Raw genomic sequence first — 12,571 nt, forward strand, 5'->3', positions numbered from 1 at the left:
TATTTGGCTTTCCTTTCATCACTTGCCCGCAATGTCCATCTCCGGGCTCGGTGCCAACTCCTTCTTCTTCACCCCGAACAGAGGAAGCAGCTCGTAGCCATAGACCTCGTTGAGCACCTGCGCCAAGCCCGTGTACATGGCTGATAGTCCACACACTATGCCCAGGTACCCCGCCGCCTGGATGATGGTCGGCTCGTTCAGACCGTTGCCCAGGGCCAGCATGAAGAAGAGCAGGGCCAAGGTGGCGAAGACGAACTGCAGCGCTCGGTTCATGCGCAGCGTGCCGATGAACATGACTGCGGTGAACACCCCCCACAATCCGAGGAACCAGGCCAATGCATTCTTGTCGGTCGCGGTCCCGATACCCATGCTGGGAAGGAGGAGCAGGCCAACTAGCGCCAGCCAGAAGAAGCCGTAGGAGGTAAATGCGGTGGTTCCGAAAGTGTTACCCTTCTTCCATTCCATCATGCCAGCGACCACTTGCGCCAAGCCGCCGAAGAAAATACCCATCGCCAAGATCACGTTCTGCATGCCGAAGAAACCGGCATTGTGCAGATTCAGCAACACCGTGGTCATTCCAAAACCCATTAGACCCAATGGTGCTGGATTCGCCGTTCTGTCACTGGTGCTGACCTGAATGGCATGCTGTGACATGGCAAACAACTTCGGAGAGAATCGAGGTATCCCCTACATCAAGCAATCGCTTCTCCGCCACGTCAGTAATACGGCATTTGTCGAAATCAGCTCTCGATCTTCTTGAGCTGTTTGGAGTACATCTGCTCCAGTTCCGCAGTGGTGGTAGCCTCCCTCGGCCCCTTGTCCTCTCGGAAGCGTCCTGTGAAACGAGGGAATCTGATCGCTAGGCCCGCATCCTTCCGCACTTTCGAGAATGCGGCGGTATGGATCGGGCTCACGGTGATCTCTGCGCCCAATACTTCCAGTACCAGGCCCGGTTCGAACCAGAAGTCCGCCTCCATCTTGGAGACCAGATGGGAGGGCTTTGCATTGGCACGATATTGTTCCAGCATCCCTGGCAGTTTGGCCAAGGTCACATCGTCGAAGCCGCTGCCCAGCTTGCAGACGGTCTCGAACGTATCATCGTCCGAATTGTATGTGGCCATGAGCAATGCGCCGTAAACTCCCTTGCGCTTGCCCCTGCCCGCGAAAGCGCCTGCGACCACTAGGTCCACGGTATCCGTCATCTCTGACCGGTACTCCTTCTTGTATTTGATCCAGAGGTATCCTCGCGCCCCGGCCCGATAGAATGAATCCGGCCCGACCGACTTGGCCATGAGGCCTTCGCAACCATCTTTCAGAGCCGCCTGGAAGAATTGGTCCACGTCCGCCTCGTTGTCGAGCACCCTCATCTCCGAGAAACGCACGTCCTCGCTGCCCTCAAAGCTCTGCTGCAGCGCGTCCCTTCTGTCAAGGTAGGGAAGCTGGGTCATATCGTCGTCATCCTTGAGCACGCTGTCGAAGAGGAACACCGTTACTGGGTAGTCCTCGATGGCATCCTGCAACCCATGCTTGCGACCGCGTCGGTGGGACACCTCCTGGAAAGGAAGCATCTCGCCGGTGTTCAGGTCCACTGGAACGCACTCTCCCTCCACTATGGCGGTCCGCGCTCGGAAAGCCTTGCCTAGGGCAGCCACCACATCGGGGAACTGGGACGTCAGATCCTCCAGTCTCCTGGAGTAAAGGGTGACCTTGCCCCCCTTGATATGCGCCTGGACCCTCACGCCGTCGTACTTGTACTCAAAGGCGCACCTCCCGCCCATGCGCGTCAATATCTCCGCCGGAGAAGGAAGACGCTCAGCTAGCATGGCCCTCAGGGGCGAGCCGACCTCCACCTTCATCTCCTTTACCGCCAGGATCCCCCGGCTGGCTAGTGCCTCGGCCACCCTCCCCATGTCCGAAGAGATGTTGAACGCCCTCTCCACCGCATCCCTTTCCTCCTTGCTGGCGAAAGCCACCGCCAAGGCATCCACCATCGTCATGCCCGCCACGCCCAGGCGCATCCTCCCGCTGACGATGCGGCTTATGAACTTGGCCTCGGCCGGTGCGGCGTCGTTCAACAGGTCCGCCAGCAGCTTCATCTTCGTTTCCTGCGAGCCTGGCCCTTCCGCCTTCGCGATCCTTTCTAGATTCTCATAGACCCGCTCCACGGTCAACGGCTCGCTGAAGAGGGTGCTTTGTCTTCGGACCTGGAATATCTTCTGGGCCACCAAGCCAGGATCTCCTTCCGTCAGCCAGGTCTGGTGGATCTCCTCTTCTCCAATTCCTGAGCACATGGCCAGGGTGCGCAGGAGCAGCTTGTCGGCCATTCCCAGCTTCTGCGGGTAGAAATCGGGGTAGAGCTGGCCTTGGGTGAGATAGACGATCTTTCGCAGGTCGTTCACCTCCGCACGGCGCAGCAGGTCGGCCAAGATGTCGGTCATCTCCAGCCGGCTGGACCGGGCCTCGATCTGGTCGTAGGCCTGCACAAGCTCTTGGAAGAGCATCAAGCCAGAGACGATATCGGCACTATTAAAGAATGCGCGGGCAGGTCATCGATGAGGTCCTGCTAATCAAATTCCGGGGGCTCCGACCGTCAGAGCCATTAGGATACGTATCGCCTCCATCATCAGCGGGAGGGGTCCACCCCTGACGAACCTCCTCCATCTAGACCACACCCAGATGGCAATTCTTCTGGTGTGGGTCCCTCCTGACCAATAGATCGTGAGATTCTAGAAATCGAAGATCTGCTTTTGACCTTTCTTGGGGGGGCTCTTGGGCTGCGGTTCCGGTTCTGCCTCTAGTCTCTGCTCGATGCGCATCTTGCGCTGGATGTTCACTATCTCCTTCTTCATGGCGCGCTCCTTGTTCACGGCCGCGTAGAGGGATGCTTCATCCCGGGTGCCTCTCGTGACCAGGACCGCCACCCGCCCAGAGCGTCTCCTCCCCGTCCGGCCGCGTCTCTGGATAGAACGTATCTCAGAGGCCACCGGCTCATAGAAGATGACCAGGTCGGTGCTGGCCACGTCCAAGCCTTCCTCTCCCACGCTGGTGGCCACAAGCACATTGAATTGGCCGTTGCGGAACCGTTCCAGCACGCTCACTTGCTCCTTCTGCTTGAGCCCCCGTTCCCCGCCGCTTCTGTCCGCCTGGCCCACGAGCTTGGCCACCCTTGCCCCCTCGATCTCGGCAAGTTTGGTGGCGACCAATTCGCACGTATCTCTGTAATGAGTGAAGACGATGACCTTCGATTCAGGCTTCTCATGCACCAGGCGGGATACGATGGTCATCACCCGGTTGAGCTTGGGATGCTCGAACTTCATGGCCTGGACAAGTTCCAGCGCCTTGATGAACTCGGGCGCTTTGACGATGGTGCGGGCCGCCTTCGTGCCTTCATCCGACTCCGCCTCACGCTGCAGCTTCTCCAGGAAGAGGCGGAGAGCCGTGACTCCTTGGGTCTCGCCCATTTCCAGAGCATGCCCCACCTTCAGCGCCATGGCCTGCACGCTCATGGCCGAGAACAGGTTCCGATGGCGCTCGCCGCTCCTGTGGCGCCTCTGCAGGGTCTGCCCGACCTCAAGCAGGTACTTGGTGTTCGCCGGACGCTTGGAGTCCATCACGCCCAGACGGACCAGTTCTTTGATGTAGGATTCCTGCATTCCTTTGAGGAGGAAGATGACCCGTTTCATCTCCTGGGGCACGTCCACCTCGATCCAATCCATCTGGATATCGTGCATGTATTTCGCAACATCTGGATCGTCCTCTGACCGGGCCTCGATGCTCTCGATGCCCAGATGATCGCGGACCTCCTTGATCTTGGAGCTGCTGGCGCCGGGGGAGGCGGTCATGCCCAGAACCAGCCCATCGTAATGCTTGTACTCCTCCCCGATGGCCACGTATGCGTAGTCTCCGACGGCTCGATGCGCTTCATCGAAGACTATGAGCTTCACGTCGCGCAAGGAATAGTTCTCTCTTCTAATGTCGTTGGAGACCACCTGAGGGGTGGAGGCGATGACGTCGTTCTCCAAGAAGACCAGGGCCCGCTCGTCCGGCGCCACCTCGCCGGTCATGACGCCCACCGTCCTATCCACGAGAAGCTCGCGGAGCGAGCTTGCGTGCTGCTCCACCAGTGGCTTCGTTGGGGCTAGGAACAGCACCTTTCCTTTCTTTCCTTGGAGCACATCCGCTATGACCAGGAGGGCGATGATGGTCTTCCCCAAGCCAGTGGGCAGCACCAGAAGGGTGGACGTGCATGTCGCCGATTTGGCCAGCGCGATCTGGTATTCTCGTTCCTCGACGCTGTCCTTCTTGATCAGAGGATGGTCGACGTACACGCCTGAGCGATTCGAATAGGATTAGAAAAGTATTGTGGACGGGGCGTCGAATCAGTGGCAGCCGCCGCCGCATGTGTTGCAGCCTTCCGCGTTGGGGTTGTTGACCATCAGGCCGGACCCGTAGGGGGTCTCGATGAAATCGACCGTACACTGGTCCAGCAGGGTCTTGGTCTCCTGGTCATAATAGAGAGAGAAGCCCTCTGCCTGCTGTTCCATGTCCCCATCCTTCTTGCCCTGTTGAAAAGACATGCCGAACTGGGGCCCGGAGCAACCCATGCCTGAGAGGTAGATCTTGATGCCGTAGCCCTGTTTGCTGTTCTTCTGAATGAGATCGCTGATGTACTTGGTAGCTTCCGAGGTGATGCTGACCATTTTCTTTTTCACCGCTCTGAACAACGGCATTCGGTATTTAAAGGATTCTCTTCGAAGTATCGTTTCTATCGTTCAATTCCTTCCTAGCCAGATGCAGCAGCTCCCGACGAAGCGTTTAAGTGCGTCGTCGGCCTATGCGCCGCTCGCCATGAGCGCGCCACGTATCGAGAGGCTCACTCGGGGGGACATCGCTCCCGTTCTCCGCATGACGAGGGAGAACATGTCTAGCATCCTTCTCTCCGCCTGGGGGTTGGAATGGAGCGACGAGACGCTGCTGGATGCAATACTCGATCGTAGAACCTACACCGAGGTCGCAAGACTGGGAAAGGAGATCGTGGGCTACTTCACAGTGGACCAAAAGGGCGAATACGCCTTCATTGTCTCGCTCCAGGTCCGGCGCGATTGGCAGGGGAAAGGGCTGGGCAAGTTGATGATGGATAGGATCGAGGACCTTGTTCTCATGGCCGGTCTGGAGGGAGTGGAGCTGTGCGTGCAGACCACGAACAAAACGGCCCGGGGATTCTACGAGCACCTCGACTACCGCTTCGTTTCGAAGGTGCGAAGCAACCTGCTCATGCGGAAGGAGGTTCAGGAAGCGTCAAAAGCACTTCCGCCTCGTTTGGTGCTCGCCAACTCCTTCTAGAGGTTAGGGTCAGAGCGCAGCCAGCATTTTCAATGACAGGCAAAGCATTATTCATCCACCGTTTTATAACGCCCATTTGACCATGACCGAAAGGGTCGAAGTCGGGGTCGAGACCAGCAAAGTCTCTAGCGAGGTGCAGGTCGCCCTTCGCCGCGACCTCGGCCTGCTCGAAGTGCTGATGATCGGCATCGGACCGAATATCGGCTCCTCGATTTTTGTCCTTATCGGCATCGCCGTGGGGATCGCTGGACCGGCGATCCTTCTGGCGTTTTTCCTCAACTTCTTCGTCACTCTGTTCACCGCCATGGCCTACGCAGAGCTGGCCAGTGCCTTTCCGGAGACCGGGGGTGGCTATCGATGGATCAAGGAAGGGCTGTTTCCGCCGTTTGGCTTCCTCGGGGGCTGGATGTCCTGGATCGGGCATTGCATCGCGTGCGCGGTGTACGCCTTGGGGTTTGGCGTGGGCGTGACTGCCCTCTTCCAGCAGTATGGGTTGGACTTCTTCGGCATCCCCGTCGAATGGGTGGGCAAGCTCTTCGCGGGCCTCATCTCTGCAGCCTTCATCTACCTGAACTACAGGGGGGTGAAGGGGGCGGGAAGGTCGGAGATCATCGTCTCCGCCTTCCTCATCGGCATCATTGTCATCTACGTTCTCTTCTGCATTGGCTATGTCCTTGGGTTCGGGGTCGCCTCGGATGCCTACACTCCATTCTACGCCTACGGGCTGATGAGCATAGCCACTTCCATGGGCTTCACCTTCATGATATTCGAAGGGTACGAAGTGGTGGCCCAGACCGGCGAGGAGGCGAAGAACCCGGAGCGAACGGTCCCTAAGGCCATGTTCCTGTGCATCATCATCAGTTGCGTGCTCTTCGTGGTCATCGCCATCGTCACCTTGGCCGTGCTTGGATATCAGCAGACCGCGAGCTCGGGGGCCTCAGCCCTGGTGGTAGCCTCCGACAAGGTCGTCCCGGTGCTAGGAGGGGCGCTCATCTCGATCGGCATAATCATTGGATCCATCGCGGCTGTCAATTCAATAGTGTTCTCGGCCTCCCGGGTGTCCTTCGCTATGGGTCGAGATGGCAACCTGCCAGGCTCCTTCGGAAGATTGCATCGGAAAAACCAGACCCCTTCCACAGCCCTGTTGGTCAGCGGGGCGGTCATCGTCTTCGCCACCGTGGCGCTTCCATTGGACCAGGTGGCCTCGGTGGCAGACATCCTCATCCTGCTGCTTTTCACGCTGGTCAACGTGGCAGCGCTGACGCTGAGGAAGAAGCGGCCGGACGTGAAGAGGCACTTCATCACCCCCTTCTTCCCGGTGATCCCGCTGATCGGAATAGGAACCAAGATGTTCCTGGCCGTCACCCTCTTCAGCTATGAGCCTTTCGCCTGGTATCTGGCCCTGGCGTTGATATTCGCCGGTCTGCTGTTGCACTACTTCGCGAAAGGCCGGAAAGAGATCGAGCGGATCGAGGTGCCCGAACGCGCCCCGCTGACCAGAGCGGAGCGGGAGAGATACCGGGTGCTCATCCCCGTCGATGATCCCAAGCACATTTCCCTGATCGAGGTGGGTGGCATCATCGCCGCAAAGCACAACGGAGAACTGCTGCTCACTTCGGTCGTGGAAGTGCCCACGGCCGTTCCCCTCGATGCGGTGGACCGCAAGCTGGTGGAAGAGCGCAGCCGCATGCTGGAGAAGCTCAAGCGCTTGGCCGAGAGCAAGGGCATTCCCACCCGGGCCATGGTCTCTATCTCTCACGACGTGGTCACGGCAGTGATCGATACCGCCAAAGAAGAGGCGGCCAACATGATCGTCATCGGCTGGAAGGGATATACCAAAACGCAAAAGCGCGTTCTTGGCCTGAAGATGGACGAGATTCTCAGGCAGACCCCCTGCGATGTCATCGTACTGCACGCCGAGGACAAGCTCAAGGTGGAGAACATACTGGTGCTCTCAGGCGGCCTGTGGCACGTTTCCGCGGCGACCGAGACCGCGGCGCAGATCGCCAAGGCGGAGAGCGCTCGCGTGACCATCCTCAACGCCATCATCAACGATGCGCACCTGGCCAAGGCCAGGGAATATGCCCGCCGCCTGACCAAGATCGTGGAGGACGAGGGAGTGCCGGTCATCACCAAGGAAGTGCATCCGGAGACCATCGTTGGGGGAGTGGTGGCGGAGAGCATGGAGTACGACCTGCTGGTGATGGGCGCAAGCGCCGCGCGCAGATGGGAGCGTTTCGTCTTTGGCCCGATCCAGGACAAGATCGTCAAGAACTCCAAGTGCCCGGTCCTGATCTACAAGAGGGTATTCGCGAAGGCACCACAAGAACTGGTGCTCAAAGAAGATGAGGAGCGGGAGGAGATAGAAGAGGAGAAGGAAGAGAAGGCCAAAGAGCGCGCTACCGGGATGCGATAGAGATGAAGTCATCAAGGAACATGTCCGTCGCTTCCACCGGGATGCGAGCGCCGGCGCTGGTGGGATGACCGCCGCCATCTACTCCATGCTCGTTGGTGAAATCCTCCACGAACGTGCCCAGGTTCACACCGTCCCTTGTGAGCCCTCTCAATGAGATGGCCGTGTGCATCCGACGTTGGTTGAGCATGACCGCGTAGTCGCATCCTCTCTCCTTGGCGACCTCCACCAAAGCTCGAGTGCCGAAGCCATAGAGTGAGCGGTTCTTGTCTTTGCATTGCAGGACGCAGGCCGGGCCGTGGATGCGCATCTGGCTCTCCACTCTGGCCAAGGCTTTGGGCCAACGCTGCTCATTGACCACCTGCAGGTAGCGCCTTCTGATCGGACCGATCTCAGATGGCCAAGCACCATTGGAAAGATGCAAGCAAGCTTGAGTGCGGAACAGATCGTCATCGATGTCCAGGCGCCAGGAGAAGTCCAACGTCATCGCTTCCTCCGTGATCCGACGCTGGCCGTGGATCTGCATCTGCTCTTGAAGCAGGTCCGTCTCGCAGAACTCCACCAGGTCCGCTATGGCTGCCAGCTTGCGCATCCTCCCGTTCAGGCCAAAGTGATGGTAGAGCACGGAGGCAGCGCTCATACCTTCTCGGACGATGAGGAGCTTATCCAGATCGCCCGATATCCAATGCGGCTGATGATGGTCGAAGGCCAGGACCTCCGCCCTCTGGGATACTTGCCGGAGGTTGATCTCCAGCTCCGGGACGATGGCCAGGTCTGCTAGGAATATCTCGCGCGAAAGGTGGTCCATGGCCATGGTCCTGGCACCTGCCGTCGGAGAGGTCACGAAAGAGACCTTGGAGCCCGGAAACGCACATAAGAACATGGCGGCGGAGAGGATGCCATCTACGTTGCCACGGGTAATAAGATGCTTTTCCCGGTCGTCCCTGGAGAAGCTGTCCATCCCTTCCGAACGAATATTGGCCAGATGAGTATTTTAAATGTGCTGACCTATTTACATGGTGGGATGGGCCTGGGATTCAAACTAGGAGCGGGGGATTCCGAGTCGGAGAGCGACGGACCGTATCTGCGGGCCGACGCAGCCTGCCTGTATGCTCATCGGTTATGCGGCGACCAAGGAACTAGACTTCATGCGGAGCAGGAAGAACGAAGACCTTCCAACGCACCCGGTGAGCATATGATGGGCGAAGGCCAGAGGATTGAAGACTCATTTCGGACCGTCGGAAGCAACTATGGCTACGAACTTGTGAAGGCGGAGTTCCGGCCCTTCAAGGAGTTCAAGACCACCTGGGAACGCTGCGGCGCTCAGGCGGATTTCAAAGTGACCGACTATCTGCAGGCGGCGAGCGACGTGGTGCTGGAGGATTTCGCCCATTGCATCTTCAAGCGGATCCAGAAGCGGCGCAGGGAGGTATACACCGACCGGCTGCGCGACTGGCTACGCTCTCAGGAGTTCGTGAGCCGCAACCGGCCGTTGTACCTGGATCGATCTCGCAATCTGAGGATGAGCTCCAAGGGCGAGAACTATGACCTGCAGGCCATGGCCGAGCACCTGAGGTCGCAAGGTCTCATCGCCGACTGCCAGGACGCTTACCTCTCATGGACCGATAGACCCAATCGTTTCCGCATGGGCTATTGTAGCCTTCTTATGCGGGTGGTGGCCATCTCCTCCGTTCTCGACTCGGTCAAGGTGCCTGACTTCGTGACCGAGTACGTGCTCTATCACGAGCTGCTGCACTTGGAACGGGGGATCGACTCGCTCCGGAGCCAGCACGACGCCGCCTTCCGTCGAGCGGAGCGCATGTACCCACGTTGGCGCGAGTCCGAGGACTGGCTGAAGAAGATCGCCTCCGGGCGTTGAACGGGTGTCCTCATGGCCAAAGCTCGCCTCCTCTTCGCTCCTTTCGACATGGATATCTCCTCGGCCGTTCATTCTTCCGTCATGAAGGGGAAGGAGAGGAAGTACCTCAAGGACCTGAAAGAAGGAGATGAAGTCGATCAGTCGGTCTCGGTGAAACAGAAACGCCCTCCCCGACCTTACGCAGGAGGCCGCTTCTTCGAGCTGCGCGTCTCGGACCGCAGCGCTGAGATGAACTTGAAGTTCTGGGGTTCTGGGGACAAAGGTTCATTGGACCAGGTCTACGCATCCTTCTGCGCGGGGGATGTGGTCAAGGTGAGAGGGAACGTGGGCAGATATTGGGACGCGCTTGAGATCTCCGTCTCCCCGGACAAGGGTGGTAGGCTAGAGAAGCTCGCGATGAGCGAGGTGGTGCGGGAGGATTTCGTGGCCCGGAGCGAGCGCGAGCCGGAACAGCTGATGGCCGCCCTGAATCTGCATATACGAGGTTTGAAAGACGAGGGACTGCGAGCCTTGTTGACCGTCTTCTTCTCCGACGAGGAGTTCGTGGAGCGGTTCCGCAACTCCCCTGGTTCGATGTGGATGCACTGCAATTGGATCGGGGGGCTGGCGGAGCACACCCTCAAGGTGGTGGAGATATGTGAGTTCCTGACCAAGGAATATCCTAAGCTGGACCACGACCTCCTCATTGCCGGTGCACTGTTGCATGACGTCGGCAAAGTGAGCGAGTACGTGGTAACGACGAACATAGATGTCACACCGGACGGCATGCTCCGGGGGCACATCGCCATCGGGGCGGAGATGATCTCAAGGGCCTGCGACAAGGTGCCAGCCATGAGCGAGAATCTCAGGCTGAAGGTGGTGCACATGGTGCTATCCAGTCATGGAGAGCTCGAGTTCGGCTCGCCCAAGAAGCCCCAGTTCCCGGAGGCGTATGCGCTCAACTTCGCCGACGACCTAGATGCCAAGTTGGAGCAGTTCATCAAGATCAAGGAGGAGGCCAGGACCGAGGACCCCTGGATATTCGACAAGCGCTTCGGCCAGGTGTATCTGCGCTAGTCCGCTTGTCCCTCGAACCAGTAGGAGCATCTCTCCAGACCTCTCAGGTTGTCGGGATGCCAAGGGAAGGCGCGGCAATGGTCGCTGCGTGAAGAATGGATGGTGCAGGTCCATTGCCCATCCTTGAGGGTTAGGAACTGGCACTGTCCGTTCTCGGGCAATCCATTGTCGTGGTAGAACTCCTTGGCGTCCTCGTCCACGAAAAAGCGCGGCTTGCAACAATCCCCACATCGGTTGCAGTCTCCGTGACGGACCAGCGCCGGCATGCGAGGGAGATGTGCTTAACGGGCTAAACCTTTTTCTGTTCTTGGGCGACGCTCATCTCGCCCTGGGCCATCTTCTCCGGTGCTTGGCTGGACTCGGCCGTGGTGTGTGGTCTTAGCACAACTCCTATGAAGCCATAGGACCGGAAAGCGGCCACCACCGGAATATTGGAATAGCTGGTGGAAGCCGCATGCTTCCCTTCCGGTTCGATAGCGTCCTGAGAATGGATCAAGCGAACAACGACTGATGGAGTGCTAGAACTCCTTTCCATTCCCCGGAGAACATAGCCGGACAAAAAAGCAATCGGAGAGCGGGACCAAGATCGATGCCATTGTCCAAGAAGAGGATGGCCAGTGTGCCCCGGCCGAAACAGATTGGTTCATGGACGGGCGGTGCCCGGATCTCCCCACACTGACCCTGGCCGGGGGTGTTTGTCGTGCACCGGGGTTGTCCTCCAGTCATGACGCGATGTCACATCGCAGTTCCTGCAGGGACCCATATTACGGCGCACTGTGCGCCTCCAGCATTCTGAGGGATCACTGGTCACCCTCGGATTTTTCGGAGGCAGGTCCAACTACGCGCATCCAGTATTTATCTGTTCTCTGCTCGCACCCGAATACCGCCCAATCCATCGTTGAAGGCGGTCCCGAGGGCAAGCATTTTCTCCTCTGCCTCCCAATGATAGGAACAAGATGATAGCGGTCGGTTGCAGTGGTTGGTCCTACGATGACTGGGTCGGGCGCTTCTATCCCATGGAGCTGGCCAAGAAGAAAGGGGATTGGTTCGCCTACTACGCCCAGTATTTCCGCACCGTGGAGATCAACAGTACGTTCTACCGGCCACCGAACGAGTTCATGGTGCGCTCTTGGATTACCAAGTCCAAGGACCTGAAAGGGTTCGAGTATTCGGTCAAGATGCCTCAACTGGTGACGCACGAATCCCTGGTCAAAGGCGAAGTGCAGAAGGCCTGCGAGCAAGCGGCCTCCTTCGAGCGTATCTGCATTCAGCCCTTGGCGGAGGCAGGGAGGCTGGGATGCGTGCTCCTTCAGCTCTCACCCTACTTCAAGAACGAGGGCGACTCGCTGTTGAACTTGGTCAGAATGCTGGATACGGTCAGAACCGCAGAGCATGACTACGCGGTGGAATGGCGTCACCGCTCCTGGCTGGATGAGGGTGGACGAGAGGTGAACGCCGCCGCTCTGGAAGCGCTCAAGGAGAGGAACGTGGCCAACGTCCTGGTCGACGGTCCGGGCTTCCCCGTCACCCAGGTGGAAACGGCCGATCATGCATACGTGCGCTTCCACGGCCGCAACTACGATATCTGGTATCGGGACGAGCCGGAGGACGATCATCGCCTCAACCGCTACGACTATCTCTACACCGATGAGCAGCTTGGCAAGTGGCAGCCCCGGATCAAAGAGGCGGAGAAGAATGCGGATCGGGTGCGGGTCTACTTCAACAATCATGCTTCTGGCAAGTCCACCAAGAACGCCTTCCGCATGATGGACCTTCTGGGCATCGAGCACAAGGAGAAGGAGATCAAGCTCCAGGAGCAGCACAAGCTGGGCGGTTTCTGAGCCGCCGACAACGCAAGTTCTTATACGGCGCCCATCAAT

11 protein-coding genes are annotated in these 12,571 nt (G+C 58.6%); 5 read left to right on the forward strand and 6 right to left on the reverse strand.

The genetic code is table 11. The annotated features are described in order from the left end of the window. Positions 1-18: 18 nt before the first annotated feature. The 4 genes from NT137_02575 to NT137_02590 form a co-directional block, all read right to left on the reverse strand. Entirely contained in the window at positions 19-654 is a 636-nt protein-coding gene (locus NT137_02575) for an acetate uptake transporter (GenBank protein ID MCX6652221.1), read from the reverse strand. Positions 655-740: 86 nt separating this feature from the next. Then, the gene (locus NT137_02580; protein ID MCX6652222.1) at positions 741-2,501 is read right to left on the reverse strand and encodes an ATP-dependent DNA ligase; all 1,761 of its coding nucleotides are present in this window, start codon (positions 2,499-2,501) and stop codon (positions 741-743) included. Positions 2,502-2,726: 225 nt separating this feature from the next. Then, complete coding sequence (locus NT137_02585) at positions 2,727-4,328, reverse strand: helicase-related protein (GenBank protein MCX6652223.1); 1,602 nt, start codon at positions 4,326-4,328, stop codon at positions 2,727-2,729. A gap of 51 nt (positions 4,329-4,379) precedes the next feature. After that, positions 4,380-4,712, reverse strand: coding sequence for an iron-sulfur cluster assembly accessory protein (locus NT137_02590; GenBank protein MCX6652224.1), 333 nt, complete (start codon positions 4,710-4,712; stop codon positions 4,380-4,382). A gap of 136 nt (positions 4,713-4,848) precedes the next feature. On the opposite strand from NT137_02590, the gene NT137_02595 reads away from it, so the two are divergent. Both NT137_02595 and NT137_02600 read left to right on the forward strand, forming a co-directional pair. Further along, positions 4,849-5,343, forward strand: a complete 495-nt coding sequence (locus NT137_02595; protein ID MCX6652225.1) for a GNAT family N-acetyltransferase — start codon at positions 4,849-4,851, stop codon at positions 5,341-5,343. Positions 5,344-5,425: 82 nt separating this feature from the next. Then, positions 5,426-7,759 carry an amino acid permease gene (locus tag NT137_02600; GenBank protein ID MCX6652226.1) on the forward strand — a complete coding sequence of 778 codons (2,334 nt, stop codon included), beginning with the start codon at positions 5,426-5,428 and terminating at the stop codon, positions 7,757-7,759. Here NT137_02600 and NT137_02605 read toward each other — a convergent pair. Next, a complete protein-coding gene (locus NT137_02605; protein ID MCX6652227.1) occupies positions 7,743-8,717 on the reverse strand; it encodes a DHH family phosphoesterase in 975 nt (324 codons plus the stop codon). The genes NT137_02600 and NT137_02605 overlap by 17 nt on opposite strands. Positions 8,718-8,780: 63 nt before the next feature. On the opposite strand from NT137_02605, the gene NT137_02610 reads away from it, so the two are divergent. Together NT137_02610 and NT137_02615 are read left to right on the forward strand one after the other, a co-directional pair. After that, positions 8,781-9,635 carry a DUF45 domain-containing protein gene (locus NT137_02610; GenBank protein MCX6652228.1) on the forward strand — a complete coding sequence of 285 codons (855 nt, stop codon included), beginning with the start codon at positions 8,781-8,783 and terminating at the stop codon, positions 9,633-9,635. A gap of 12 nt (positions 9,636-9,647) precedes the next feature. Then, a complete protein-coding gene (locus NT137_02615; protein MCX6652229.1) occupies positions 9,648-10,691 on the forward strand; it encodes an HD domain-containing protein in 1,044 nt (347 codons plus the stop codon). Here the strand turns inward: NT137_02615 and NT137_02620 are convergent. After that, positions 10,688-10,957 carry a YkgJ family cysteine cluster protein gene (locus NT137_02620; GenBank protein ID MCX6652230.1) on the reverse strand — a complete coding sequence of 90 codons (270 nt, stop codon included), beginning with the start codon at positions 10,955-10,957 and terminating at the stop codon, positions 10,688-10,690. The genes NT137_02615 and NT137_02620 overlap by 4 nt on opposite strands. Positions 10,958-11,647: 690 nt before the next feature. On the opposite strand from NT137_02620, the gene NT137_02625 reads away from it, so the two are divergent. Beyond that, entirely contained in the window at positions 11,648-12,532 is an 885-nt protein-coding gene (locus NT137_02625) for a DUF72 domain-containing protein (protein MCX6652231.1), read from the forward strand. The last annotated feature ends 39 nt before the right edge of the window (positions 12,533-12,571 follow it).

The sequence above is a fragment of the Methanomassiliicoccales archaeon genome (genome assembly GCA_026394375.1).
Classification (GTDB): Archaea; Thermoplasmatota; Thermoplasmata; order Methanomassiliicoccales; family UBA472; genus JAJRAL01.